Source organism: Nocardia sp. NPDC055165 (assembly GCF_053606985.1).
In genome coordinates, this window is record NZ_JBSGSS010000011.1 from 24,265 (window position 1) to 49,054 (window position 24,790).

Annotated in this window: 25 protein-coding genes; 12 read left to right on the top strand and 13 right to left on the bottom strand. The window is 67.7% G+C overall.

Annotated features, from left to right (window positions below; all coding sequences use genetic code 11):
- Positions 1-84: 84 nt before the first annotated feature.
- Positions 85-1,596 (bottom strand): hypothetical protein, encoded by a 1,512-nt coding sequence (locus ACWFRF_RS22555; RefSeq protein WP_452452079.1) that lies wholly within the window; start codon positions 1,594-1,596, stop codon positions 85-87.
- Entirely contained in the window at positions 1,593-1,808 is a 216-nt protein-coding gene (locus ACWFRF_RS22560) for a hypothetical protein (protein ID WP_452452081.1), read from the bottom strand. The genes ACWFRF_RS22555 and ACWFRF_RS22560 overlap by 4 nt, the downstream gene beginning before the upstream one ends.
- Here ACWFRF_RS22560 and ACWFRF_RS22565 point away from each other — a divergent pair.
- On the top strand, positions 1,783-2,625 hold the full coding sequence (locus ACWFRF_RS22565; RefSeq protein WP_452452083.1) for a TetR/AcrR family transcriptional regulator: 843 nt from the start codon (positions 1,783-1,785) through the stop codon (positions 2,623-2,625). The genes ACWFRF_RS22560 and ACWFRF_RS22565 overlap by 26 nt on opposite strands.
- Before the next feature lie 250 nt (positions 2,626-2,875).
- Here the strand turns inward: ACWFRF_RS22565 and ACWFRF_RS22570 are convergent, their stop codons facing one another.
- Positions 2,876-4,294 carry a WGR domain-containing protein gene (locus ACWFRF_RS22570; protein WP_378992456.1) on the bottom strand — a complete coding sequence of 473 codons (1,419 nt, stop codon included), beginning with the start codon at positions 4,292-4,294 and terminating at the stop codon, positions 2,876-2,878.
- A 474-nt stretch (positions 4,295-4,768) separates the two neighbouring features.
- On the opposite strand from ACWFRF_RS22570, the gene ACWFRF_RS22575 reads away from it, so the two are divergent.
- Positions 4,769-5,395 carry a hypothetical protein gene (locus ACWFRF_RS22575; RefSeq protein WP_379315913.1) on the top strand — a complete coding sequence of 209 codons (627 nt, stop codon included), beginning with the start codon at positions 4,769-4,771 and terminating at the stop codon, positions 5,393-5,395.
- Positions 5,396-5,405: 10 nt separating this feature from the next.
- Here ACWFRF_RS22575 and ACWFRF_RS22580 read toward each other — a convergent pair whose 3' ends face one another.
- Positions 5,406-5,993, bottom strand: a complete 588-nt coding sequence (locus tag ACWFRF_RS22580) for a TetR/AcrR family transcriptional regulator (RefSeq protein WP_452452085.1) — start codon at positions 5,991-5,993, stop codon at positions 5,406-5,408.
- Between the two features lie 60 nt (positions 5,994-6,053).
- Between ACWFRF_RS22580 and ACWFRF_RS22585 the strand changes: the two genes are divergently transcribed.
- The 3 genes from ACWFRF_RS22585 to ACWFRF_RS22595 all read left to right on the top strand — a co-directional run bounded on the left by ACWFRF_RS22585 (position 6,054) and on the right by ACWFRF_RS22595 (position 7,855).
- Entirely contained in the window at positions 6,054-6,467 is a 414-nt protein-coding gene (locus ACWFRF_RS22585) for a DUF5360 family protein (protein WP_449970766.1), read from the top strand.
- A 33-nt stretch (positions 6,468-6,500) separates the two neighbouring features.
- The gene (locus ACWFRF_RS22590) at positions 6,501-7,241 is read left to right on the top strand and encodes a glucose 1-dehydrogenase (RefSeq protein ID WP_452452087.1); all 741 of its coding nucleotides are present in this window, start codon (positions 6,501-6,503) and stop codon (positions 7,239-7,241) included.
- Positions 7,242-7,321: 80 nt separating this feature from the next.
- A complete protein-coding gene (locus ACWFRF_RS22595; protein WP_378992460.1) occupies positions 7,322-7,855 on the top strand; it encodes a hypothetical protein in 534 nt (177 codons plus the stop codon).
- Positions 7,856-7,902: 47 nt separating this feature from the next.
- Here the strand turns inward: ACWFRF_RS22595 and ppnP are convergent, their stop codons facing one another.
- From ppnP to sucB, 6 genes are read right to left on the bottom strand one after another with little or no spacing between them, the layout of a single operon-like run.
- On the bottom strand, positions 7,903-8,214 hold the full coding sequence (gene ppnP, locus ACWFRF_RS22600; protein ID WP_379318659.1) for a pyrimidine/purine nucleoside phosphorylase: 312 nt from the start codon (positions 8,212-8,214) through the stop codon (positions 7,903-7,905).
- Positions 8,215-8,252: 38 nt separating this feature from the next.
- Complete coding sequence (gene lipA / locus ACWFRF_RS22605) at positions 8,253-9,275, bottom strand: lipoyl synthase (protein WP_358127197.1); 1,023 nt, start codon at positions 9,273-9,275, stop codon at positions 8,253-8,255.
- Positions 9,272-10,021: a lipoyl(octanoyl) transferase LipB gene (gene lipB / locus ACWFRF_RS22610; protein WP_452452090.1), complete on the bottom strand. Its 750-nt coding sequence runs from the start codon at positions 10,019-10,021 to the stop codon at positions 9,272-9,274. Before lipB ends, lipA begins: the two co-directional genes overlap by 4 nt.
- Before the next feature lie 44 nt (positions 10,022-10,065).
- On the bottom strand, positions 10,066-10,569 hold the full coding sequence (locus ACWFRF_RS22615; RefSeq protein ID WP_452452092.1) for an N-acetyltransferase family protein: 504 nt from the start codon (positions 10,567-10,569) through the stop codon (positions 10,066-10,068).
- A 4-nt stretch (positions 10,570-10,573) separates the two neighbouring features.
- Positions 10,574-11,467: a TIGR01777 family oxidoreductase gene (locus ACWFRF_RS22620; RefSeq protein ID WP_452452094.1), complete on the bottom strand. Its 894-nt coding sequence runs from the start codon at positions 11,465-11,467 to the stop codon at positions 10,574-10,576.
- Between the two features lie 11 nt (positions 11,468-11,478).
- Positions 11,479-13,242, bottom strand: coding sequence for a 2-oxoglutarate dehydrogenase, E2 component, dihydrolipoamide succinyltransferase (gene sucB / locus ACWFRF_RS22625; protein WP_452452096.1), 1,764 nt, complete (start codon positions 13,240-13,242; stop codon positions 11,479-11,481).
- A 232-nt stretch (positions 13,243-13,474) separates the two neighbouring features.
- Between sucB and ACWFRF_RS22630 the strand changes: the two genes are divergently transcribed.
- Positions 13,475-13,825 carry an oxidoreductase gene (locus tag ACWFRF_RS22630; RefSeq protein ID WP_452452098.1) on the top strand — a complete coding sequence of 117 codons (351 nt, stop codon included), beginning with the start codon at positions 13,475-13,477 and terminating at the stop codon, positions 13,823-13,825.
- On the opposite strand, the gene ACWFRF_RS22635 is transcribed toward ACWFRF_RS22630, so the two are convergent.
- The gene (locus ACWFRF_RS22635) at positions 13,826-15,334 is read right to left on the bottom strand and encodes a leucyl aminopeptidase (RefSeq protein WP_378992469.1); all 1,509 of its coding nucleotides are present in this window, start codon (positions 15,332-15,334) and stop codon (positions 13,826-13,828) included. It abuts the gene before it with no gap.
- Between the two features lie 137 nt (positions 15,335-15,471).
- On the opposite strand from ACWFRF_RS22635, the gene ACWFRF_RS22640 reads away from it, so the two are divergent.
- From ACWFRF_RS22640 to ACWFRF_RS22665, 6 genes are all read left to right on the top strand, one after another.
- Positions 15,472-16,257, top strand: a complete 786-nt coding sequence (locus tag ACWFRF_RS22640) for a hypothetical protein (RefSeq protein WP_452452099.1) — start codon at positions 15,472-15,474, stop codon at positions 16,255-16,257.
- A complete protein-coding gene (locus tag ACWFRF_RS22645) occupies positions 16,254-17,339 on the top strand; it encodes a hypothetical protein (protein ID WP_379312959.1) in 1,086 nt (361 codons plus the stop codon). The genes ACWFRF_RS22640 and ACWFRF_RS22645 overlap by 4 nt, the downstream gene beginning before the upstream one ends.
- Positions 17,336-18,817 (top strand): hypothetical protein, encoded by a 1,482-nt coding sequence (locus ACWFRF_RS22650; protein ID WP_452452101.1) that lies wholly within the window; start codon positions 17,336-17,338, stop codon positions 18,815-18,817. Before ACWFRF_RS22645 ends, ACWFRF_RS22650 begins: the two co-directional genes overlap by 4 nt.
- Positions 18,814-20,118, top strand: coding sequence for an AAA domain-containing protein (locus ACWFRF_RS22655; RefSeq protein ID WP_387447654.1), 1,305 nt, complete (start codon positions 18,814-18,816; stop codon positions 20,116-20,118). The genes ACWFRF_RS22650 and ACWFRF_RS22655 overlap by 4 nt, the downstream gene beginning before the upstream one ends.
- A 188-nt stretch (positions 20,119-20,306) precedes the next feature.
- Positions 20,307-22,286, top strand: a complete 1,980-nt coding sequence (locus ACWFRF_RS22660) for a sensor histidine kinase (protein WP_452452103.1) — start codon at positions 20,307-20,309, stop codon at positions 22,284-22,286.
- A complete protein-coding gene (locus tag ACWFRF_RS22665) occupies positions 22,283-22,657 on the top strand; it encodes a DUF742 domain-containing protein (RefSeq protein ID WP_379312956.1) in 375 nt (124 codons plus the stop codon). The genes ACWFRF_RS22660 and ACWFRF_RS22665 overlap by 4 nt, the downstream gene beginning before the upstream one ends.
- A 9-nt stretch (positions 22,658-22,666) precedes the next feature.
- On the opposite strand, the gene ACWFRF_RS22670 is transcribed toward ACWFRF_RS22665, so the two are convergent.
- Both ACWFRF_RS22670 and ACWFRF_RS22675 read right to left on the bottom strand, forming a co-directional pair.
- Entirely contained in the window at positions 22,667-24,130 is a 1,464-nt protein-coding gene (locus ACWFRF_RS22670; RefSeq protein ID WP_452452105.1) for an MFS transporter, read from the bottom strand.
- Positions 24,131-24,262: 132 nt separating this feature from the next.
- The gene (locus ACWFRF_RS22675; protein WP_452452107.1) at positions 24,263-24,730 is read right to left on the bottom strand and encodes a MarR family winged helix-turn-helix transcriptional regulator; all 468 of its coding nucleotides are present in this window, start codon (positions 24,728-24,730) and stop codon (positions 24,263-24,265) included.
- Between the last annotated feature and the right edge of the window lie 60 nt (positions 24,731-24,790).

Here is a 24,790-nt window from a genome sequence, read left to right on the forward strand (position 1 = left end):
AACATGCTGTCCCGCAATACATATCCCGCACAGCCATCCATCACGACTTATTCGTCGCAAGGATGCTGATAGGTCTCTGGACGATCAGCTGGCCGTCAGCTTGTCCGCGAGTTCTGGTTGACCGCATCGAGTTGCTTGTGCGACGAGCAGGTTGCGAAGTTGTTCGGGGATTTCTGTGCGGATGCCGGACAAGCCTTGCCAGATGGCGGGAACTTGCGTGGTGATGGTGCCTACAAGGGTTTCCAGGTTGTCGGCTTCGTTGAGGAGGGTGAGGGAGCGGGATCGAGCGGCGAGGTCCTGGCGGAGAAGGATTTGTATCAGGGTTGTGGCGCAATCGGCTGTGGGGGCAGCTTGGACCGCGGCTCGGAATTCGTTGTCGGTGAGGGTGTTTATGGTGGTCGCGAGCGTGTCGTGCGTGGTGATGGGGAGGTCGTTGAGGAGGGGGAGGGCTTCGGGCCAGAGGTTGTGGGTGGCGGTGGCTTCGATGGCGGCGGTGAGGTAGGCGGGGCGGTGCATTACCGGGAGGGAAGCCAGGCGTTTGCGGTCCGGGTCGGAGAGGGCGAGGGCTACTGGCAGGAGGGTGGGCCAATGACTTTCGGCGTGGGCTTGCTCTATGAGGGTGGTCAGGGAGTCGTCGGGTTCGGTGGCTACTCGGGCGGCGACGGTGTGGAGTTGGGTGGGGGAGAGGTGGGTGGCTAGGGGGAGCAGGGAGAGCCAGAGGTTTTGGGTCAGGGCTAGGTTGGCGATTTTGGTGAGGAGGGTGGGGTTTTGCATGGCTGGGCGTTGGGCCAGGCGTTGTAGGGGTTGCGGGGACATGCCTGCTGCTACGGGGAGGAGGGTGTCCCAGGCGTCGACTTCTTCTACTGCGGCGATCAGGCCGTCGATGACTTCGTCGTCTTGGGCGGCTACGACATCTGCCAGTTTTGAGCGTTCGGTGGGGCCGAGGAGGGCTAGCAGGGTGATTGCTTTGGGCCATTCGCCTGCGTCGTGGGTTGCGCGGATGACGCCGGGGACTCGGTCGGTGACGATGGTGAGGAGGCGGTCGGCTGCTGAGGTTTCCTCGAGGTAGTAGCCGACCTGGAGGATGTCGAGGTCGGAGGCGTGGGGGAGGGCTGCGCGGAGGACCGAGTCGGGGACTGAGCCTGCGAGGTTGCCCATTGTCAGGTAGTCGCCGCGGCTGATCAATTCGCTGGCGACGGCTGCGGCCATCGGGCCGGGTACCTGGGCGATCAGTTCGACCGCTCGGCGGGGGTCGAGGGTGAGGGTGGCGTCGGCCAGGAAACTGGGGGAGAGGGCGCTGGCGATGGCTACGGCGCGGGATGGGTCGACGGAGCCGGCGAGTGCGGCGGCGAGGACGGGGCCGAAGGCGGCTTCGGTGATCTTGGCGGCGATGGGGGCGGGGACCAGTTTGGCGGCGGCGCCGACTCGCTGCATGCGGCGGGCTTCGCGGCGGGCGGTGAGATCGGTGATCTGGTCGCGGAATTCGCGGAGGGCCGCGGGTGGGAGGGTGGCGATGAAGGCCAGGTCGGCGGGGTCGCGGTTGAGGACGCGGGCCAGTTTGGTGAGTTCGACGGTGGTGTGGTGGGTCGCGGTCATAGTCCGAGCACCTTCTTCACGGCGGGGCGGGCCAGGCGGGGGATGAGGCGCATGCCGGAGTCGAGGGCGCCGTCGAGGGCGGCCTTGCGGTGGTCGAGGGCGGCGCGGACGTAGGTGTCGAGGAGGGCCAGCTCGTCGGGGGTGAGGGTGGCGAAGTCGGGTGGCGGTGGGGCGCCGAGTGTTGCGGTGAGTTGGCGCAGGGCATCCGACACGGACTGTCTCCTTCGATGCGATGTCCGGAAGTTCGTACTGCCGGTACGGACAACGATACTGCCGGTACGCGGTGCGTTCTGTAAAGAGCAGTTCACCTGTGTTGTGTGGAAAAACCCGATCGTACTGCTGGTACGTGTATCGTTCTCGACCGTGACCCGCGCCAGTCGACGACCTCCGCCGGTGAGCCGGGATGTCATCGTCGACGCCGCGATTCGGGTGCTCGATCGAGACGGGCCTCATCCGAGTATGGATGCTTTCGCGGTCGAGGCCGGGATCACGAAGCCGCGGCTGTATCGGCAGTTCACCGACAAAGGTGACCTCTATGCGGCCATCGGTGCTCGATTCGCCGACTCCGCGTTCGCCGCGACGGGAACCGATCTGACCCTGCTGTTGCAGCCGCCCAGCGTCGCTATCGATCGCGCGCTCTCTGACTATGCCGTCGGAATTCTGGCCCACCCCAATGTTTTCCGTTTCCTGACGCAGACTAGTGCGAATCGTGAGGGCGCGACAGGCCAGTACGACCTCGCCAGTGCGGTGGCGGGTCGCTTCGCGGAAAGGGCTCGGGCGGTGGCGGACTCGATTCCCCTGGATGCCGAGGGAATCGAATATCTGGCGCGGGCGATCGTCGGTGTGATGATCGTGCTGACCGATCTGTGGCTGAGTGACGCGAAACCGGATTCCGCAGAATTCGTCAGCAGGGTGCACGAATTGGTGTGGGGGATGATCGATGCGTTTCTGCGCGGGCGGGGGATCACGGCGGAACCGGGGGTGCCGATCTTCGTCACTCTGGCGGCATTGAGCCCGGACGAAGACTGAGACACGCGACACGAGACCGGACACAACCTGCGGCATCGGCACTCGGCGTAATAGCTGACCGGTCCGACTACACAGCCCGCCGCCGGCCACGGCCGTCATCTCGTGACTGGCGGACGGTAGTCGTTCGTGGCTGGCGGTGAGGCTGCGACGTCGGGCGTGTGTTCCGATGCGGTGATCGGAGTCCAGGTCACCGTCGTCGGCTAGTCGATGGGATGGGTGGTGACCTGTCGGGGTTGGGCCGCTGGGGGACTCAGCCCAGGCGGCGGATGTCGCCGCGGACTCGGTAGAAACCGCCGCGGGCGGATTCTGAGACGGCGTCGACGACGTAGCGGGCGCCGGCTAGGCGGATGTCGCGGGGGAATTGGACGTTCCAGCCGGGGTCGTAGCCGGGGGAGATGACGTGGACGCGGAGGGAGTCGCCGTGTTGGAGGCATTCGACGATGACGCCCGTGCCGACGTCGGTGGTGAGTTCGAGGGTGGTGCTGGGGGCTACGGCGGAGAATTCGGGGGCTTTCACCGAGCGGGTGGTGGGGAGGACGCCCTGGTCGGCGTCGCGGATGGCGGATTCGCTGACGTCTAGGCAGGACAGGGCGCCGGAGGTGGTGACCAGGTAGAGCTTCTCGTCGTGGTACTGCATGGAGTAGGCGGAGCCGCAGCCGGTGGCGAGTTTCCACAGGCGGGTGCCGGTTGCGTCGAAGCAGTAGACCGAGGAGTGGGAGTCGCCGGCGAAGACATAGCGGCCGTCGGGGGAGGCGGCGCAGGAGAAGACGGCGGCGTCGCACTGGTAGGTGCGGGTGGCGGTGCCCTGCTTGGTGATTTCCTCGACCTGGTTGTGGGAGGTGCCCGCGTAGACGGTGTCGGATTCCTGCCAGCCGAACAGGACCGCGCCGCGGGTGGACGAATTCCACTGGGAGCGACCGGTTTCCAGGTGGTACTTGGTGACGCCGGCGCTGTGGCCGTGGTAGACGCCGGTGGGGTCGACGCGGACCATCCAGCCGGAGTTGCCCTTGCTGCGGGCCGACCAGAGGGATTCCTCTTCGTGGTCGATGACGGTCAGGCCGCCCGCGGAGTCGGAGGCGGCGAGGATGCCGTCGTGGATGTCGAGCCAGTAGACGTCGTCGGCGGAGACGTCGTAGGCGGCGCGGGGGACTTTGCCGGACAGGTCGTAGACGCGGCCGTCGTCGCAGCCCGCGTAGATCCAGAAGTCGTCGGCGACGATGCATTTGACCGCGTCGGGCAGTCTGTAGCTGTTGGTGACGACGCCGGCGGGGGAGAGGGTGAAGACCTCGCCGTCCTCGTTGCCGACCCAGCAGCGCTGCTCGTCGACGAAGATGCCGAAGGCGGCGGCGCCGGAATCGAAACGCCACAGCACGGGGGCCGACTTCGCGGTGGAGCGCTGGCTGGTGATGCTGCGGCGGGTGACGGTGCGGCGTTCGCGCGCGCCCATGACGGCGGGGGCGTAGCCCTTGCGAACCTTCTCGCCGATCTTTTTCTGCGCGGCCGACTTCGCCTTATCCTCGGTGGCGAAGGAGCTCGCTTTGGACTGACCTTGCTCGCCGATGCGTCCGTAGCGGATGTTGACGTTCGTTCCGGTGACGACTACCTCGTAGAACTTGTGCGAGGAGCCCGCGTCGTCGGACAGTTCGAGATAGGTGGTTTCGGCGGTCATGCGTCCTCGCTGAGCTCGTGGAGATCGAATGCACGAAAAGTAGCAAGGGGCACCGACATTCGGTGCGGTGCTCGTCAGAGGTGGTATGTCCGGCAGCCGGTGGGTGGACGGATGCAGTCCGAGTGCGCTGGACCGCTGCCCGGCGAACAAGCCGATAGCGCGCGTCGGCAGTTCGACCCGACTACAGAATCCGGCTCCCAGATGGTGGGATCGAAGGGTTTCCACGCAGACGCGGGATCGCGGAGGACCTCGCGATGCCGATCCTTGACGGGTTGGTCCCGGAGAGGTGCGAAACCACTGCGCCGATCATCGCGACAGGCCGTCTTTGTAACGACACGCGGCGAAAGGATTGCGGGATCGCGCTGGGTGATAGATGCTGGTCCAACTGTTGGTGCGTATCTGGGCGTGACTTTTCCGCGACCATTTCGTAATCTTACGGTGACCTGCTCTCGACAATGACTGGTGATAGACAACGTGACTGCTTCGCATCGCAAACCGTCGGCTCCCAAGAGTCGGCTGCCGCTGGCCGTATGCAGTCTCGCGGCGACTGTTCCCGGCATGTTGATGATGGTGATGCGGCCGGGTGCGCAGGTCGAGGCGGTGGCTTCGGTCGAACCGCTGTCGACGTCGGCCATCGAGCTCGACCCGATCGCCGCCGCGCCGACGCACGATGCGCCGCAGCCGGGGCCGATCGTTCGGGCGGATGACGAGATGGCGGCGTTGTCGGCACTGAAGGTGAAGGTGTTGTGCGGGACGGAGTTCAACGGGACTCTGCCGCATGTGGCGCAGGTCGGTAACCTGCTGCAGAAGATGTTCGGGGTCTCCGACATCGGTGGTGCGCACGGTCGCTATGACGGTGACCATGGCGCGGGGCAAGCACTCGACGTGATGACGGGCAACCTTGCCCTGGGCAATACCATCGCCGACTTCGTGCTGGCCAACAAGGCGCGCTTCGGTGTCACCTACGTGATCTGGCAGCAGCGATACAACGATGGCAACGGCTGGTCCTACATGGAGGATCGCGGCAGCCCGACGCAGAACCACTATGACCACGTGCACATTTCGTTCGAGTCGTCGGGCGCGACCAACATCGCCTGCTGATCGCGCGAATTCAGGATTCCGTCGCGAGCTCGGCCAGAATCGGTTCGGCCTGGTTTCGCAGGAGTTCCAGCTGACGTTTCGGGGGGAATCGTTCAGGGTCGAAGACTGCCTGGATGCCGATACCGTCGATGAGGATCGTGAGGGACTCGGCCGCGTTGCCGAGGTCGGGGCCCGGCCGGTAGCCGACGGAGGTCAGGACCAGTTCGAGTGCCTCGCGCCAGGCTCGGTAACGCGCGCGTTGTTCGCCGGCGAGCTCGGGGTCGTGGGCGGCCCAGTCCCAGAAGGCGATCCACACCTGCCATTCGACGCGACGGGTTCGGTCCATCGGCAGGCACTGGCTCAGTAGCTCGTACAGATCGGCGGACTCGGGGGCCATGCGGGTCACACGGTCTGCGACAGCGGTGGATGCCGCGCCGAGCGCCGCTCGCAGCACAGCGCGTTTGTCCGCGAAGTAGTGCACGACCATGCCGGTGGTGCATCCGGCCTCGGCCGCGATGTCGCGGACGGTGGTGTGCGCCAAGCCTTTGGTGGCGATGACCTGGCACGCCGCAGCGCTGATCGCGCGGCGACGCTCTTCGTGATCGACGATTTTCGGCATTGACACGAGAATTTACATACCCGGTATTATGTAACCGTGGTTATGCAAAAACTGCGAGTGGTGAAGCGAGTGATGTTGGTGACCGACCTGGGCTTCCTCGCCTACTGGGTCGTCACCGCGCTGGGGCTGATCAGTGTCGGGTCGGATGAGTTTCTCCAGCAGTGGAACTGGTCGTTTCTCGGACTCGATGCCGCGGCGATCGGGTTGGGGCTGGCCGGGCTCGCGCTCGGCAGGCGCTCGGCCTACTCGATCCCGCTGATCATCGTGTCGTTGTCGCTGACCTCCGCCGCAGGGCTGATGGCGCTGAACTTCTACGTGATTCGGGGCGAGTGCAGCCTGATGTGGTGGATTCCCAACCTCTGGCTGTTTCTGTTTCCGGTCGTGGCGCTCGCCGGGATCGTCCGCGCAGGAAGCGAAATTGGAACGCGTTCTAGCAATACTGTCCGTCGGGTGGGCTGTCCTCCTACGGTGTGAGGAGGTTCGGTTTCTACGAAGGAGTATGCGGATATGGGACGGTTGGCCGGCAAGGTTGCGGTGATCAGTGGTGGTGCGCGCGGGATGGGGGCGGCGCATGCTCGGCGGTTCGTCGCCGAGGGGGCCTCGGTGGTGATCGGGGACGTGCTCGATGACGAAGGCGCCACGGTGGCAAAGGAACTCGGGGACGCGGTGGCCTATCGGCATCTCGATGTTCGTGAGCCGGAGCAGTGGGTGGGGATCGTGGCTGCCGCGGTCGAGGAGTTCGGTGGGCTGCATGTGCTGGTGAACAATGCGGGGATCGTCAATGGGAATCTGCTGGTGGACTTCGCGTTGGACGAGTGGCAGCGGATCATCGATATCAATCTGACCGGGACGTTCCTCGGGATGCAGGCGGCCGTTCCGGCGATGAAGGAAGCCGGTGGCGGGTCGATCGTGAACATCTCCTCGGTCGAGGGGATGCGGGGGAGTCCTGGTCTGCACGGGTACACGGCGACGAAGTTCGCGGTGCGTGGGCTCACCAAGTCGGCGGCGCTGGAGCTCGCGCCGCAGGGAATTCGGGTGAACTCGGTGCATCCGGGCCTGATTTCCACGCCGATGACCGAGGGGATTCCGGCGGACTTCCTGCAGATTCCGCTCGCGCGGGCGGCCGAGCCGGATGAGGTGTCGGCGCTGGTGGCGTATCTGGCCTCCGACGAGTCCTCGTATTCGACCGGCGCGGAGTTCGTAGTGGACGGCGGTCTCACCGTCGGCGTACCGCACAAAAGCTTCTGACCTGGCGCGCAGAGCGTTACGGGCGATCTACTCGCCCGAACGGGTGATTTCGGCGCGCGAAAGCGAGGAAGATGGAAGGTATGGCCCCCAACAGTGCGAAATATCTGATCAGCAACGGCACCGACGACCGGGTGTCGCTTTTCGATGACGGGCGCGTGAAGGTCTGGTCGACCACCCATTTGTGGACCGAAGAAGCTCGCGTGCGGCACAACGCCCTCGGCGAGACCGTGCTGCTCGGCATCGGGCGCACCCTCGGTGAGCCCGGCCCCGTGGATCGGCGCCAGCAGTGTGACGCGGAGTTCGAGCTCGACCCTGAGAAGGGTCACACGGTGGCTGCCACCGTCGGCGCGGACAACGGGACGTTCGTGCAGTTCTTCCATGACGGCAAGATCGCGGTCGGCAACGACGGCCGCGATGTGGCGACGGTGTTCAACGCCGGCCGGGAAACGACGTCGGCTCGCGGGACGACCGGTGTCGGTGGGTCGGTGATGGTCACCTTCGGTGGCAGCTACCGACCGAGGACCAAGCGCGAGAGTGACTTTCAGGTGGAATTGAGCGAGGCCACGGCCCCGCGGCCCAACCGGCTGTACAAGGACGAGTTCCTGGTGAAGTAGATCCGGCGAACCGGGGCGACCGATCTGGTCGCCCCGGCTCCGGTTCGTCAGCCGTAGTAGCAGACGTAGTGCAGGGTGTCGACGACCTCGATGTCGAACGAGCTGTCGCCGGGGACCTTGAACGACTCGCCCGCACGGTAGGTGATGGGCTCGGTCGTACCGGCCAAGGTCACGTTGGCCTCACCCGCGACCAGCTCCATGATCTCCGGAGCATTGGTGGAGAAGGTGAGCGACGACGGCTGGATCACGCCGACCGACACCGAGGCGCCATCGGGCAACTCGAGGCTGTAGCTGACGCACTTGCCGTCGAAGTAGACGTTGGCCTTCTTGCTGACGGAGACGTTCTCGAACTTCGACATGGGTCCTTCCGAGGGGGTGAGGGGACCCTTAGTCTAGGTCAGCTGCCGAAGCGGGCCAGGACCGAGCTGGCTTCCTGGGAGGCAGTGCCTTCCTTGGCGAGGTGGGCCATCGCTTCGGGGATCTCGCGGCCGTGGTGGGCCATCGCCTGGGCGTAGAGACGGCCTGCCCGGTACGAGGAGCGCACCAGCGGGCCGGCCATCACACCGGCGAAGCCGAGTTCTTCGGCGACCTTGGAATGCTCGACGAATTCCTCCGGCTTCACCCAGCGGTCGACCGGGTGGTGGCGGGGGCTCGGACGCAGGTACTGGGTGATGGTGAGGATGTCGCAACCCGCTTCGTGCAGGTCGCGCATCGCCTCGGTGACCTCTTCGGGGGTTTCGCCCATGCCGAGGATGAGATTGGACTTGGTGACCAGACCCGCCTCGCGGGCGGCGGTGATCACGGCGAGGGAGCGCTCGTAGCGGAAGGCGGGGCGGATGCGCTTGAAGATGCGCGGCACCGTTTCCAGGTTGTGCGCGAGGACCTCGGGGCGCGAGGAGAAGACCTCAGCGAGCTGGGCCGGGTCGGCGTTGAAGTCGGGGATGAGGAGTTCGACGCCGGTAGCCGGGTTGCTCGCCTTGATGGCACGCACGGTCTCGGCGTAGAGCCACGCGCCGCCGTCGTCGAGGTCGTCGCGGGCGACGCCGGTGATGGTGGAGTAGCGCAGGCCCATCGACTGGACGCTCTCGGCGACGCGGCGGGGCTCGTCGCGGTCGAGGGCGGCGGGCTTGCCGGTGTCGATCTGGCAGAAATCGCAGCGGCGGGTGCACTGCTCACCGCCGATGAGGAAGGTGGCCTCGCGGTCTTCCCAGCATTCGAAGATGTTGGGGCAGCCCGCTTCTTCGCAGACGGTGTGCAGGCCCTCGGACTTCACCAGGCTCTTGAGCTCGGTGTATTCGGGGCCCATGGTGGCGCGGGTGCGAATCCACTTGGGTTTGCGTTCGATCGGTGTCTCCGCGTTGCGCGCTTCGATGCGCAGCAGCTTGCGTCCGGCGGGGGCAGAGGCGTCGACGGAAGTCACCGGACCGACTCTACGCTCGGGGCCTGTGCGTTCGCCGGGGCGGTGGTGCGATCAATGTCATGGGGCTGAACGGGAATTTCACCGTCGAGCGCGGCAACAATCGCGGCGGCCACGAGGGGCTTGAGCTCGGCGACGGTGACTTCGCGGCCGAGTTCGCGGGTCAGCGTGGTGACGCCGGCGTCCTTGATGCCGCAGGGCACGATCGCCTGGAAGCCGTCGAGGGCGGAATTGCAGTTCAGGGAGATGCCGTGCAGGGCGACACCGCGCTGCACGCGCACCCCGATCGCGGCGATCTTGCGCTCGGCGAGCAGTTCGTTGGCGGGCAGCCACACCCCGGAGCGGCCGTCGATGCGGCCGCAGGTGATGCCGAGCCCGGACACGACCTGGATCAGGGCCTCTTCCAGGCGCCGGACGTAGTGGACGACATCGACGGGCTCGGCGAGGCGGATGATCGGATAGCCGACCAGCTGGCCGGGCCCGTGCCAGGTGATCTTGCCGCCGCGGTCGACCTGCACCACCGGGCTGCCGTCGATCGGCAGATCCTCGGTCTCGGTGCGGCGGCCCGCGGTGTAGACCGACGGGTGCTCGAGCACGAACAGCCGGTCGGAACCTTCGCCTGCGGCGCGCTGATCGGCGGTCTGCCGTTGCAGTTCCCAGGCGGCGTGATAGTCGATGAGTCCGAGATCCTCGACCACGATCGGGGTCGTATCGAATCGAGCGGACGCGGTGGGGCGCGTGTCGTTCACCGTTCTGACGTTACGCCGGGGGTCCGGTGCGGCCAAAGAGGGTCTCAGGGTTCGACCGGGAAGTTGCGCTGCATCAGAGTCAGGTCCATCCAGCGGCCGAATTTGTAGCCGACCTCGGGGAGTTCACCGACGGTGTGGAAACCGAAGCGTTCGTGCAGGACTATCGACGCGCTGTTGGTGGACTCGATGGCGGCGATCATGGCGTGCACGCGACCGGAATCGATGGCGCGCGCGATCAATTCGGTGAGCAGGGTGGTGGCTACGCCGCGGCGCTGGAAACCGCTGTCGACGTAGACCGAGTTCTCGACGGTGAAGCGGTAGCCGGACTTGGGACGCCACTGGCCGTAGGAGGCGTAGCCGGCCACCTCGCCGTCGATTTCGGCGATCAGGATCGGCATGGCGGCATCGGTACGGGTGGCGAACCAGGTGAGGCGGTCGTCCAGGTCCACTTCGTCGGTGTCCCAGATCGCGGTCGACTCGGCGATGTTGGTGTTGTGGATGGCGAGGACGGCGGGGAGGTCGGCCTTGTCGGCGTCGCGGATCAGCATCGGCTCACCCTCTGCCGACAGCGACGGCCAGCGCGGCGCCGATGGTCGGGTGCTGGTAGGTGTACCCGGCCTCTTCCAGCACCGCGGGGATGGCGCGTGGGCCGTGCAGGATCGAGTCGGCCAGCTCGCCGACCAGGGCTTGCAGGGCGAAACCGGGGACGATGAACGGGGTCGGCCGGCGTAGTGCGCGGCCGAAGGCGCGGTTGAATTCCGCGTTGGTGACGGGGGCGGGGCCTGCGACATTGATCGGGCCGGAGAGCTCGGGGTGAGTGAGCGCGAAGACGATCGCGCCGACCTCGTCGTCGAGGGAGATCCACGGGAGGTACTGGCGGCCGCTGCCGAGGCGTCCGCCCAGACCGGCCCAGTACAGCGGGTGCAACTTGCCGAGCATGCCGCCGTTGCGGGCCAGCACCACGGCACTGCGCAGCAGCACGATGCGCGCGCCCGCTTCGGCGGCCGGTTCGGTGGCGGCTTCCCAGTCCCGGCACAGGGTGGCCAGGAAATCCGTACCGGCGGGCGAAGTCTCGTCGACGATCGCGTCACCGGTCCCGCCGCCGTAGTAGTGCGAGCCGCTGGCGTTGACCAGCGTCGGCACACCGGTGGCGGCCACCGCGGTGGCCAGGACATCGGTGGGAGTGATGCGGCTGTCACGCAGCAACTGCTTGTAGCCGCCGTCCCAGCGACGGTCGGCGATGCCGGCACCGCACAGGTTCACGACCGCGTCGGCCCCGCGCAACGCCCGCTCGTCGAGCTGGGCGCGCGCGGGATCCCACGCGAATTCGTCCGGTGCGGCGGGAGTGCGCCGCACCAGGCGGGAGACCTGGTGCCCGTCGCGGCGCAGTGCCGCGACGAGCGCCGTCCCGATCAGGCCGGACGAACCGGCGATGACCACCTTCATGAATTCCTCGACTACAGGCCGAGATCGGCCTCGAACGCCGAATCTTCCAGCCGGTGCTTGATGGTGGAGACGAACCGGCCCGCGTCGGCACCGTCGATGAGACGGTGATCGTAGGTGAGCGGCAGGTACACCATCGAGCGCACGCCGATGGACTCGCCACCGGCCTCGTCGGTCACCACCACCGGGCGCTTCACGATCGCGCCGGTGCCCAGCATGGCCGCCTGCGGCGGGACCAGGATCGGGGTGTCGAAGAGCGCGCCCTCGCTACCGATGTTGGTGATCGTGAAGGTGCCACCGGACAGCTCGTCGGGCTTGAGCCCACCGGTGCGCGCGCGGTTGGCGATGTCGGCGATCGCGCGGGCCAAGCCGGCCAGCGACAGGTCGCTGGCGTTGTGGATGACCGGCGAGAGCAGACCCTGCTCGGTGTCGACCGCGATCCCCAGGTGCACCGACGCGTGGTAGGTGATCTCCTTGGTGTCCGCGTTGTAGGACGCGTTCACGTTCGGGTGCACACCGAGCGCCTCGACGACGGCCTTCGCGAAGAACGGCAGGTACGTCAGGTTGACGCCCTCGCGCGCCTTGAACGAGGCCTTGGCGAGCTGACGCAGATGCGCGATCTTGGTGACGTCGGCCTCGTGGACCTGGGTCAGCTGCGCGGTGCTCTGCAGCGATTCGAGTGTCTTGGTCGCGGTGATCTGGCGGATCCGGCTGGCCTTCTGCGTGGTGCCGACGAGGGCGGCCAGCTTCGGGGCGGCGGACTGCTTGGCCGCGGGCGCGGGTGCGGCGGCAGCGGCCGGAGCCGGAGCGGCGGCGGGCGCGTTCTTGGCCTCGGCGGCGGCGAGCACGTCCTGCTTGCGGATGCGGCCGCCGACACCGGAACCGGTGAGGGTCGACAGGTCGACGTTGTTCTCGTCGGCCAGCTTGCGGACCAGCGGGGTCACGTACGGGGTGCTGCCGTTGGACGACGCCGGGGCAGGAGCGGCCGCGGCAGGCGCGGGTGCCGGAGCGGGCTTGGGAGCCGGTGCCGGAGCGGGCTTCGGCGCGGGTGCCGGGGCCGCGGCGGCGGGCGCAGGCGCGGGTGCCGGGGCAGGTTCAGCCGCCGGGGCGGGCTCAGGTGCCGGGGCGGGAGCCGGTGCGGGCGCGGCGGCCGCGGGCTGGCCGCTACCGATCACACCCAGCTGACCACCCACATCGATGACGTCGTCTTCCTGCGCCGTGATCTCGAGCAGCGTGCCCGCGACCGGCGACGGGATCTCGGTGTCGACCTTGTCGGTGGACACCTCGAGCAGCGGCTCGTCGACGGCGACGGTGTCACCCACGGCCTTGAGCCAGCGGGTCACAGTGCCTTCGGTGACCGACTCGCCCAGTTCGGGCATCTTCACGGGCGTGCCGGAAGCAGCGGACGCGGCAGGCGCGGCGGCCGGGGCGGGGGCCTCGGCGGCAGGTGCCTGCGCGGCGGGCGCGGGCGCGGGTTCGGGGGCCGGCTCAGGCGCGGCGGGTGCGGCAGCAGGCTCAGGAGCGGTGGCGGGGGTCTCGCCGGCATCGCTGATCACGCCGAGCTCACCGCCGACCTCGACGATGTCGTCTTCCTGGGCGACGATCTTGGAGAGCACGCCCGCGGTCGGCGACGGGATCTCGGTGTCGACCTTGTCGGTGGAGACTTCGAGCAGCGGTTCGTCGACCTCGACCGTGTCTCCTTCCTGCTTCAGCCACCTGGTCACCGTGCCCTCGGTGACGCTCTCACCAAGGGCTGGCATCTGGACGGAGAAGGCCATGTCCTCTGACTCCTCTGAGTGTGTACCCGGCGGACATCCGTCGCGGGTCGCGGCTTTCGTCCACCCCACCGGTCTCGGCGGAGCACCCGGGAAACGTTGGTTCTTGTTCCGGCAACCATCCTTGCACTCGTCCGTCGCGGGTGTAGCGCAGGGCGGCGATCCGGGCGAAGCTGGCACCATGGAATGTACGGCGGTGAGCAGAATTCCGCCGGAATGTAGGAGGTCGAGCCGGATGGGTTTGCTGGATCGTTTCCGTGGTGGGCGCGGTGCGAGCAGGTCAGGCGCTCGCGAGACCGCGTCGGAAGTGAGCGCCTTGGCGGACTGGGCGCGGACGCGGCGCGGCGTCGAAGCTTTCGTCGAACCCAAAACTACTGTGACTGATGTCACAGCAGTGCTGGTGGCCGCGGACGGTGAGTGGACCCGTCGCATCGTCGGCGAGAAGGGCGCGCGGCGGTTGGCCGGCGCGTTGAAGGTCCCCGTCTACGACGTGAACCGCACCGGCTACCCGCAACGCATGCGCGACTTCGATGCCCGCCGCCGCATCGAGGAGCGGCGGGCTCGCGAAGCCGAGTTGGGGGAGTGACTACTCCGCGCCGATCTCCTCGATCACGGTGATGAGCGTGCGCACCGGGACGCCGGTACCGCCCTTGCCGATGTAGCCGAACGGGCCGCCCGTGTTGTAGGCCGGACCCGCGACGTCCAGGTGGGCCCACTGCACGCCCTCGGGCACGAAGTCCTTGAGGAACAGTGCGGCCGAGAGCATTCCGCCCCAGCGGTGCGGCGCGACATTGGCCAGGTCGGCGACCTTGGAGTTGAGGTCGGCGCGCAGCTCCGCGGGAAGCGGCATCGCCCAGCCGTTCTCGCCGACCGAGCGCGAGATCGCGGCGACGCGGTCGCGGAACTCGTCGGTGCCCATCACGCCCGGGGTGCGCGTGCCGAGCGCGACCATCTGCGCACCGGTGAGGGTGGCGACATCGATCAGGTAGTCGGGCTCGTCCTCGATCGCGCGCACGATCGCGTCGGCCAGGATGAGACGGCCCTCGGCGTCGGTGTTGATGACCTCGACGGTGGTGCCGCCGTACTGGGTGAGCACGTCGCCGGGGCGCTGCGCGGTAGCCGAGGGCATGTTCTCCGCCATCGGGACGGTCGCGGTCACGGTGACCGGCAGGCCGAGCCGCGCGGCCAGTAGCACGGTGGCGATGACCGCCGCGGCGCCCGCCATGTCGGAGGTCATGTTCTCCATGTTGGCGGCGGGCTTGATCGAGATGCCGCCGGTGTCGAAGGTGATGCCCTTACCGACGAGCGCGATCTTCTTCGGGCCGCCCGCGTAGGTGATCCGGATCAGGCGCGGCGGACGCGAGGAACCCTGGCCGACGCCGATGATGCCGCCGTAGCCTGCCGCGGCGAGCGCGTTCTCGTCGAGCACCTCGACCTCGAGGCCGGCCCCGACGGCGAGGATCCGGGCCCGCTCGGCGAACTCGGCGGGGTAGAGCGCGCTCGGCGGAGTGTTGACGAAATCGCGTGCGGTGGCAATCGCTTCGGCGACCAGCTGTGCGCGCAGTAGCTCGAGCGTGCCGAATTCCGGTCCGGGCACCAGCAATTCGAGCCGGACCACCGGGCGCTCGTCCGGCTTGGGCGCGCTCTTGGACTTGAACGACGAGAAGGTGTACGCGCCGAGGTAGAACCCTTCGGCCGCCGCACCGAGATCGATGCCGGACAGGGTGGTGGCGACGAGTTCGGTGCCGCTGAGCGCGCGCCCGGCCACACCGGCGCTGCGGCGTACCTGTTCGGCGTCGACCTTGTCGGCCGCGCCGAGTCCGACGGCGAGCACACTGGTGACGTCGGCCAGTGCGGCGGGCGCGGGCACCCGGGTGAGTTCCTCGGGCTTGCCCTTGGCGCCGACCGAGCCGAGAGCGTCCAGCAGTTCCGCGCGAACCTCGGCGGTGAGCACGTCGCCGAACAGGTCGGCGGGCACGATGGCCGGTCCGTTCTCCGAGGACGTCAACCCGATCACCAGCACGTCGGTGTCCGCGGCGATGGTTTCGGTGCGCGCCAATTCCGGTCCGAGTGAACGATCTGCAACAGCTGTCATTGCCCCAGGTTATTCGGTCGCTATCGGTGCTCGCATCACGAGTCCGGGTGGGCGGGTGTGCGGCACGTCGGTTCGGCTGTCCCGGAAATACTGGGAATTACTGGACAATACTGGTAGCTGTGGATACGCTCCGACTCGTGACGGACTCGGCCGAGGAGCTGGAGGTGCGCATCTCCGGTTTGCGGGCCGAGGTGCGACGGGCGGCCGCCGGTGGGGATCGGGCCGGGGCGCGGCAATTGCGCGCCGAACTGCGCCGGGCCGAGTTGGCCTGGGACGCGGCGGTTCTCGGTTCGATGCCGGAAGAGGCGTCGGAGGCGCCGGGGGTGCCGGTGCGCGAACATGTGCATCGCGCGTTGACCTTGCTGTCGGTGCCGTCGTCGCCGAAATTGGTGCTCGCCACCCATGACGCGTTCTTCTCCGGCGAGCTGCTGCCCGCCCGGCTGACGAGCCTGCGCCGTGACGAGGAGCGTTCCTTCCGGTCGGCGCCGTACGCCCGGCCGTACTACCTGTGCGCGGCCCTCACCACCGATCTGCTCGCCCCCGCGCGCGGTCTGATGGCGGTGAGTTCGTGGCCACTGGAACGGCGGATGGTCGGCCCGTTGAGTCCCCGGGTCGGGCTGCTGGTGTCGGCTATTCGCTTGGCCGAACATCTTTCGGCGCAGCCTGCGGGGGAAACGTCGGGTTTGCGCGTACTGTGGCGGCTCGCCGTGTCGATTCCTGGCATCTCCACCGCCCCGGATTCGCTCGACCCGGTGAAGGTGATCGAGGCCGCGCGGCGTGAGCTCGCGGTGCACGAGGACGAGGACGCGAGGCAGCGCAATTCGGCCGCGTGTCGGGCGGCGGATCAGCTGGCGGATCCGGCCGCACAACTATTCGGTGTTCGGCTCGGCGTAGCCGATCGGCGACGAATCGAGGTGAAATGAGCACTCTCGCAGCACAGTTGGACGAGTTGCGCGGCGAAGCCCCCGCGACCAGACACAATGCCCGTACCATCGCCGCGCTGACGGCCAATCCCGGATGTGCCCGCCGCGCCCTGCTCGACGCGGCCGCGGTGGACAAGACTGTGATCGCCCAATCGCTGGGGTTCCCGCCACAATTCGGTCAGTCCCAGTTCGCCATTACGCGCGGCAACGCTTTCGAGGCGATGGTGAAGGCGAACGGTTGCGCGGAACTGCTCGCCCTGTTGCGTGACAAACTCGGACTCACGATTCCCGAAGTCGCCTACCACGACCTGAATTCGGTGGGGGAGAACACCGGCAACGCGGTGCGGTACCAACGCACCAGGCAATTGCTGAAGAGCGCGATCGCGGCGGGCGACGGCACCCTGTTCGACCACCCCATGCTGCGGCTCGATATCGCCGGTGCGACGGCCTATCTGGAACCCGATGTGGTGGCCGTGCAGTTGGACGGCAAGTTCCATGTGGTGGAGGTCAAGGCTTTCCCGGTGATCGACGGGCAGGCGGATCCGGCGCAGGTGGCGGCCGCCGCGCGGCAGTCCGCCGTGTACGTGATCGCCTTGCGTGAGTTGATGGCCGAGATCGGTGAGTCACCGGAGATCGTGTCGCACAATGTGATTCTGGTCTGCGCGAAGGACTTCTCGAATCGGCCGACCGCCGAACTCGTCGATCTGCGCAAGCAACTCGCCACGGTCTCGCGCCAATTGACCAGGCTCACCGCGATTCCCGACCTGCTCGACCTGCTGCCACCCGAGGCCACCTTCGCGCCGGGGGAGAACCTCGAGAAGACGATCGCCGCCATCCCGGCCCGCTACGCGCCCGAGTGCATGTCGAGCTGCGAGCTCGCGTTCGCCTGCCGCGACGAGGCCCGCACCTGCGGTTCGGTGGACGCGCTGGGCCGCGGGGTGTGCGATGTGGTCGGTGGCATCGAGAACATCCACACGGTCCTGGGCCTGGCCGACGGGACGCTGGAACCCGGCCCCGAGCACGCCGACATCACGGCCATGCTGCGGACCGCCCATCGGCTGCGGTGGGAGATCGCCGGATGAGCGTCCTGGCGGCCCTGGCCAAGGCCGAGGCCGTGCGGGCAGGCCGCGCGCAGGCGACCGCGGCGGTGCGTCACATCCACCTCGCCGAGCGGCCGCTGGTCGCGGTGCCGTTGCGGTTGGCGGGGGAGGCGGCGGCACCGGTGGCGATCATGATCGGCACCTCGGCCGGCGACCAGAACGTGCTGACGGTGCCGCAGCCGCGCGACCGCGTGCTGCGGTTGCGGTTCATCGAGCAACTGGCTGATGTTGTGCTGCCCTATCTTTCGACGTTTCTCGTCGAAACCGAGGAGCTCACCAGCAAGGCAGGTGAGACCTACACGCGGTGTCTCGACGCGCCCCAGATGTGGACACCGAACCCCGGCGGCGTGAATTTTCTGAAGCTGCTGGGGCGTTCGGTGCGATTTCACCGGATCGACGGGGACAACCCGGTGCCGGAGTCGATTCCGCTGCTCGGACGCTGGCTCACCTGGTTCGGTGATCGCGCCGAACATCCCGGTTCGGCGGTGTTGCCCGCGATGACGACGGCGCTGTCGTCGCATTGGGCGTCGGGCCAATCCAGCCTCGAAGACGGCAATCTCGCGGCCCTGCTCGGCTGGATCGATCCGCCGCCCGGGTCGACCGGCGCGGAAGCGGCTGCCCTGGCCGAGGACCCGCTGCTGTCGCCGCCCGCGGGTCCGGCCACCGATCCCGGATTCGACAACGAGGAACTCGCGCCGCTGATCGCCGCCTACAACGCCGCACTCGACGACTCCGCCAGATCTGTCGCGGCCGAACGGCTCGAGCGCTCGCTGCGTGGCCAGCTCGAACCCACCTGGCAGCTGATGTGGCGTTCGATCGAGCTGCTGAGCGCACTGCCCGAAGGCGCCAGCGTCGAGAACCGGTGGACCGATGATCGCGGTGCGTTCTCCCGCTTCGCCGCCGATGTCGCGGAGGGTATTCCGCAGGCCCGCCGCGATTCCGCCGTTCCCGCGGTGCGCAGACTGCTGGAGCGGGAACGGGCGCTGGAAGCCCTGCAGGGGCAGTGTGCTTTCGATGATCCGCTGCGCATGCTCGAGCACCGTGTCAGCGGAGCGGCTTTCCGCGGCACCGTCACCCACAGTGAGCCGGAGCGTCTCGATCGTTCGGGATCGCGTCCGAAACTGCGCCCGCACATCCATATTCGCACCACCGACCCCTTCATCGCCGTGGCCGGGGAGGAACTGACCTGTGTCGAGCGGCCGAAACAGTCGGGGCTCGTCGTCGAGATCGACGGTGACACGATCGTTCTCGAACTGTCCGGCGGAATGGGGCGCAAACTCGTCGCCGAGCCGGGCAGCGTTCCGGAGGAAGGCGACGACCTCGGTTTCGCCCGCTTCAAACCGGCACCGTTCAACGGGATGCTGAATCTGCCCGCGCGCGAGGAGACGCCGTGGACCCACGGGGGCCCGCCGCCGGAATGGACCCCGCCGACCGACGAGCAGGGGGACGAACTCCAGTGACCACACCGGACGAGGCCGTCGCCGGAATTCTCACCGACCTGCGCGACGAGAGCCATCGCGCGATCGTCGTCGACTCCCCGCCGGGGGCGGGCAAGTCGACGCTGGTCGTGCGCGCGGCTCGCCAGCTCGCCGAGGACGGCGACCAACGGATGATCGTCGCCCAGACCAACGAGCAGGTCGACGACCTCATCGACCGGTTGGCCGCCGCCGACCCCGCACTGCGGATCGGGCGGCTGTCCAGCGCGGCCTACGTCGTGAGCGATCGGGTGGATCGGCACGGCAATGTCCGGGTCGCCAAGCAACCCGGAGACCTCGCCGACCGCACCATCGTCATCGGCACCGCGGCCAAGTGGGCCACCATCACCGAGGGCAGCTGGTCGCACGCGATCATCGACGAGGCGTACCAGATGCGCTCGGACATGTTGTTGCGCATCGCGAATCGGTTCGATCGCGGGCTGTTCGTCGGCGACCCGGGACAGCTCGACCCGTTCGCGACCGTCGAAACCGCGCGCTGGGCCGGTCTCACCTGGGATCCGACGATGAGCGCGGTCAGCGTGATGCTGGCCAACAACGATCACATTCCCACCCACCGGCTGCCGGTGTCCTGGCGGCTGCCCGCCACTGCCGCACCGGTGGTGTCGAAGGCGTTCTACCCCTTCACCGAATTCCAGTCCGGCACCGGACTCGGGGACCGGCGCCTGGACTTCACGACCCGCGGTCTGGGTGGGCCGGTCGACGCGGTGCTGGAGGAGGCGGCCGAATCCGGATGGGGCTGGTACGAATTGCCTGCCCGGCACACCCTGCGCACCGACCGCGACGCCGTCGCCGCACTCGCCGCGATCGCGGCCCGGCTGATCGAACGCGGCGCTACCGCCCACTCCGAATCCGGCAGCCGCCCGGTGACCACCGAGCGGGTCGCGATCGGCACCGCGCACCGCGACCAGGCCGACGCCATCCGCACCGCCCTGCGCGGTACCTGTGCCGAACCCGTCACTGTCGATACCGCCAACCGGCTCCAGGGTCGCGAATACGACGTCACCCTGGTGCTGCACCCGCTCTCGGGCCGCCGCGACGCCAGCGCCTTCCACCTGGAGGCGGGCCGGCTGTGTGTGCTGGCGTCCCGGCACCGCCACGCCTGCATCCTCGTGGGCCGCGCGGGCATCCCCGAACTCCTCGACGCCCACCCCTCCGCCGACCCGGTCCACCTCGGGGTGCCGGTGAAGTTCCCCGACGGCTGGGAGGCGAATCAAGCGGTGCTGAGTCATCTGTCGAGCCATCGGGTGCGAGCGGCGGCGCTGTAAACCGCACCTGGCGTTCAGATGCTGTGAGTTAGCCTGATACACCGTGTTTTTCGACAATTCGCGACTTCGCGCAGACGGTCGGGCCGTCGGTTAGTCTCACGGCGAGACACGCGTGGTGGGTGGCCCATTGGCGGCACCGGTACGCAGCGGGGCGCCCGGGCGTTCCGGGGAGCGGAAAGATTTCAGATTTGAAGATCAGGCGTACCGGTGTTCGTGGCCGGGTCAGTGTGCGTATCCGGTTGTTGTCGATGGTGCTCATCTCCAGTGTCATGCTGTTGGTGGTCGGTGGTGGCGGAGCTGTCTATCTGGTGAATTCGGCCAGGGATTCCACCGACTGGGCCGAATTGGCGAGCAGTACCACCGGGCCCGCGATTCTCATGGTGTCGGCATTCCAGGAAGAGCGCAGGCTGTCGCTGCTGCGGCTGGCCGGTGACGTGTCGTCGGCGCCCGCGCTGGCCACCGCCAAACAGCGTTCTGACGAGGCGCTCGCGGCGGTGATCGCGAAAGGCGACGCGGCTCGCGCGCTGAATCCCGAGGGTTCGCGCGAGGACATCGAGGGATACAACGAGCTGTTCTCCATGGTGCCGACCGTGCGCACCGGCGTGGAATTCCTGCGGATTTCCTCCGATGAGGTTTTCGGGTTCTACACCGGGGTGATCGGCACGATCATCGCCGCGTCGATGCTGGCGGCCCGGGTCGCGCCCGAGGCGAAGGTCGGCATCGAATTGGGCTACGCCGTAGAACAATTGCGTGCGGCCGAAGCGCTGTCACAAGCGGACTCTCTCGGTTCCGTCGCAGTGACCACCGGCGAGATGAGCGCTGCCCAGCTGGTCGACTTCGGCCGTCGGATCGGCGAATTCCGCGGCGAGGCAGCCTATTCCGCGACGGTGCTGAAAGGCCGCCGCCTGGCGCAGCTCTCGGAGATCACCGCAGGCCCGCAGTGGCAGCAGGTCATCGCGATGCAGGACGCCATCCTGTTGCGCGGACCGATATCCGTACGCGACGGGGAGGCCGGGCTCCCGATCGGTCTGGCCGACTGGCAGGACGCGTCGAAACACGTGGGCCTGGCCTTGCAGAAACTGTGGGAAGACCAGAGCGGGGACGCCCACGTCATCGCCAGAGAGCAGGGCGAACGCGACACCGGCAGCGCGCTGCTCGGCGGTGCGCTGATCGCGCTCGCCGCGGTGGCCGCCTTCCTCGTCGCGCTGGTGATGGCGAATCGGTTCATCGCGCGGATGCACCGATTGCGCCACGACACCCTCGAACTCGCCGACGAGCGGCTGCCGGAGGTGATGCGCCGGGTCGCGACGGGGGAGACCGTCGAGACCGCGGCGGAGGGTTCGAGCCTGGACTTCGGTACCGACGAGCTCGGCCAGGTGGCCGCGGCGTTCAACCGCGCTCACGTGGCCGCGATGTCGGCCGCCGTCGCCGAGGCGCAGACGAAGGCGGGGATCAGCACGGTCTTCCTCGATATCGCGCACCGCAGCCAGGTGGTGGTTCACCGCCAGCTCGCACTGCTCGACCGCGCCGAGCGCGACGAGAGCAACGCCGATCAGCTCGATCTGCTGTTCCAGCTCGACCATCTGGCCACCCGTGCCCGGCGAAACGCCGAGAACCTCATCATCCTCGGCGGCGAACAGCCGGGCCGTCGGTGGCGCAAACCGGTCCCGCTGTTCGAGCTGGTGCGCGGCGCGATCGCGGAAAGCCTGGACTACACCAGGATCGCGGCCAAGCAGATGCCGGATGTGCGCGTCTCGGGGCACGCCGTCGCGGACGTGATCCACCTGCTCGCCGAGCTGATGGACAACGCGACCGCCTTCTCCCCACCCGAGACCCAGGTGGCGGTGTCGGGGATCGTGGTCGGTCGTGGGGTCGCGGTGGAGATCGTCGACCAGGGTCTGGGCATGTCGGAAAGCGATGTGGCCGAACGTAACGCGATGCTGGCCGACCCGCCCGCGTTCAGCGTGGGCATGCTGGCCGGAACCTCGCGGCTCGGGCTGTTCGTTGTGGCCACGCTGGCGGGCAGGCACGGCATCTCGGTGCGGCTGTCGGAGTCGGTCTACGGAGGCGTGCGGGTCGTGGTGCTGATCCCGTCGGCGCTGGCCGAGGCGTCCGATCCCGAGTCGGCGATCTCCGGCCAGTTCCCCGCTGTCTCGCCGCGACCATGAGCGACGAGCGCGAACACTGGTACGAGGACGAGGCTGGTCCGTTGGTGCGCCTCTACGCCGTCACCGGCGGGCGCGCCAAGGCGCAGCGCCCCGACCTCGAGCTCACCACCCTGCTCGTCGACGCGCGCTCGGGTGCCCGCTCACGTCTGCTCGCGCCCGAATACGACGCGATCGTCGAGTTGTGCCGCACGCCACTGTCGGTCGCGGAGGTCTCCGCCCACCTGCACCTACCCCTGACCTCGACGAAGCTGCTCATCGGCGACCTGATCGACGAGGGCAGGCTCCATGCCAGGGCGCCACGAAACCAGATGAGCACCGCCCCGGACCTGGACGTCCTACGGGCGGTGCTCGCCGGGATCAAACGGTCCTAGGCCGGCTCGTCAGGCTTTCGCCACCGATACCGGCCGCGTCGACAGTGTCGCGAGTTCGGAATCGAGATCGGCGGGCTCGGCCGGTCGGCGCGGAATGGTCATCGCTGTTCCGGCCGCCACGAGCGCGACAGCGGCGCCGATCAGCAGGCCGACATGGAACCCCGCCTCCGACGGCACGGCGTGCCCGGCGAAGTCGGTTGTCATATTGGCCAGCACCACACCGACAACGGCGGCCGACACCGACGTACCGAGCGAGCGCATCAGCGTATTGATGCTGTTGGCGGAGGCGGTTTCCGACAGCGGCACCGCGCCCATGATCAGGGCGGGCATGGCGCCGTAGGCAAGGCCGACACCGATATTGGTGATGCAGACCATCGTCATCAGACCCCAGGTCGAACCCATCAGCACGGCCGAGGAGCCATAGCCGACCGCGATGATCAGCGCCCCGACCGCGAGGGTGACCTTGGGTCCGCGTGCGGCCGACAGTTTCGCGCCCGCCGGTGACAACAACATCATCATCAAGCCACCCGGCGCCATCCACAGACCCATGCCGAGCATGGTTTGTCCCATGCCGTGACCGGTGGCCGCGGGCAACTGCATCAACTGCGGCACGATCAGTGCCTGGCCGTACATGGCGAAGCCGACCAGGACGGAGGCGGCGTTGGTCAGCAGCACCTGCGGCCGGGCCGTGGTGCGCAGATCGACGAGCGGGTCGGAAGTCCGCAATTCCCACCATCCCCACGCGGCCAGGGTCACCGCCGAGGCGGCGAACAGCCCGAGCGTGGTGGCACTGGTCCAGCCCCACCCGGCACCCTTCGACACCGGCAGGAGCAGGAATACCAGTCCCGCGCCGAGCCCCGCCGCGCCGACGAAATCGAACCGCCCACCCGCGTCACCGCGCTTGGCCTCGGCCGGAACGAGGGTTGCGATGAGCACCACGATCAGGACGCTCAGCGCGGCCGCGGCCCAGAACAGGACCCGCCAGCTCGCATACTGCGCGACCGCGGCCGACACCGGCAGACCCAACGCGCCACCGACCCCGAGCGACGCGCTCATGAGCGCGATCGAGGAACCCAGCCGCTCCGCGGGAAGCACATCGCGCATCAGGCTGATTCCCAACGGAATCAAACCGACCCCCATGCCCTGGATCCCGCGTCCGATCAGCATGGGTACCAGCGAGGAGGACATGGCGGCGATCGCGGCGCCCACGATCAGAAATCCACCGGAGACCAGCAGCATGCGGTGTTTTCCGTAGAGGTCACCGAGCTTGCCTGCGACCGGGGTGAACACCGCGCCGACGAGCAGCGTCACCGTGATCACCCAGGAGGCGTTGGCGGCGCTGGTATGGAGCAGTTGCGGGAGTTGGCCGATGATCGGCACCACCGCCGTCTGCGTAATCGCGGCGACGGTGCCGCCGAAGGCGAGGACGCCGACGACCACCCCGGGTCGCGTCGTCTTTTCCGAGATTCCCACGTACCGCTCCTATCGACAAACACGCAATTTATGTACAGAGCACAAGATATGCATATTGCATCAGATGTGTATAGTACACATTATTGAGCGCGCGAAGTCGATCGAGAAGTCGTGAGGTAGGTCGCAGTTCCGCTAGTGATCCGCGGGCAGGGCCGTGATCGGCCGTGGCCAGTACTCCCCTGACCGGCGTTCGATATCGGTGTTGAATCGTCGCAGGTAGCCGACGAAGGCGGCGATATCCTCGGCCGGCCAGTCCTCGAGGATCGAATCCAGAGCGTCGACGATCAGGGCTCGTTCGGCGTTCAACCGGCGCGCACCCTTGGATGTGACCCGAAACTTCCGCGCCATCCCTCCCTCGGGATCCGGCATCCGCTCGATCGCGCCGGTCCGCATCATGGCGGCGGTCTGCCGATTGAGAGTCGAGGCATCCAAGCCCAGTGCGTCACTGAGCTGGCCGATGGACATCAACCCACCCATCCGCAGCCTGCTCAGCAAGATATATGCGCTGCGGTCCATGGCGTCCGGCCCGCGGCGCGATCTCAGGCTGTGGCGCGCGAGAAGCATGGTCTCGAACTCGACCAACTGCGTCGCCTTGTCCATCTCAGCCCTTTCCGCGAATTCGCGCCGGCCCGGCCGCGCGGTGGATCACCACATGTGTAC

Excerpts from the sequence above, each read along its gene's own strand:
- ACWFRF_RS22555 (WP_452452079.1), bottom strand. The coding sequence starts at position 1,596 with ATGACCGCGACCCACCACACCACCGTCGAACTCACCAAACTGGCCCGC.
- ACWFRF_RS22570 (WP_378992456.1), bottom strand. The coding sequence starts at position 4,294 with ATGACCGCCGAAACCACCTATCTCGAACTGTCCGACGACGCGGGCTCC.
- ACWFRF_RS22580 (WP_452452085.1), bottom strand. The coding sequence starts at position 5,993 with ATGCCGAAAATCGTCGATCACGAAGAGCGTCGCCGCGCGATCAGCGCT.
- ACWFRF_RS22590 (WP_452452087.1), top strand. The coding sequence starts at position 6,501 with ATGGGACGGTTGGCCGGCAAGGTTGCGGTGATCAGTGGTGGTGCGCGC.
- ACWFRF_RS22595 (WP_378992460.1), top strand. The coding sequence starts at position 7,322 with ATGGCCCCCAACAGTGCGAAATATCTGATCAGCAACGGCACCGACGAC.
- ppnP (WP_379318659.1), bottom strand. The coding sequence starts at position 8,214 with ATGTCGAAGTTCGAGAACGTCTCCGTCAGCAAGAAGGCCAACGTCTAC.
- ACWFRF_RS22615 (WP_452452092.1), bottom strand. The coding sequence starts at position 10,569 with ATGCTGATCCGCGACGCCGACAAGGCCGACCTCCCCGCCGTCCTCGCC.
- ACWFRF_RS22620 (WP_452452094.1), bottom strand. The coding sequence starts at position 11,467 with ATGAAGGTGGTCATCGCCGGTTCGTCCGGCCTGATCGGGACGGCGCTC.
- sucB (WP_452452096.1), bottom strand. The coding sequence starts at position 13,242 with ATGGCCTTCTCCGTCCAGATGCCAGCCCTTGGTGAGAGCGTCACCGAG.
- ACWFRF_RS22630 (WP_452452098.1), top strand. The coding sequence starts at position 13,475 with ATGGGTTTGCTGGATCGTTTCCGTGGTGGGCGCGGTGCGAGCAGGTCA.
- ACWFRF_RS22635 (WP_378992469.1), bottom strand. The coding sequence starts at position 15,334 with ATGACAGCTGTTGCAGATCGTTCACTCGGACCGGAATTGGCGCGCACC.
- ACWFRF_RS22645 (WP_379312959.1), top strand. The coding sequence starts at position 16,254 with ATGAGCACTCTCGCAGCACAGTTGGACGAGTTGCGCGGCGAAGCCCCC.
- ACWFRF_RS22650 (WP_452452101.1), top strand. The coding sequence starts at position 17,336 with ATGAGCGTCCTGGCGGCCCTGGCCAAGGCCGAGGCCGTGCGGGCAGGC.
- ACWFRF_RS22665 (WP_379312956.1), top strand. The coding sequence starts at position 22,283 with ATGAGCGACGAGCGCGAACACTGGTACGAGGACGAGGCTGGTCCGTTG.
- ACWFRF_RS22675 (WP_452452107.1), bottom strand. The coding sequence starts at position 24,730 with ATGGACAAGGCGACGCAGTTGGTCGAGTTCGAGACCATGCTTCTCGCG.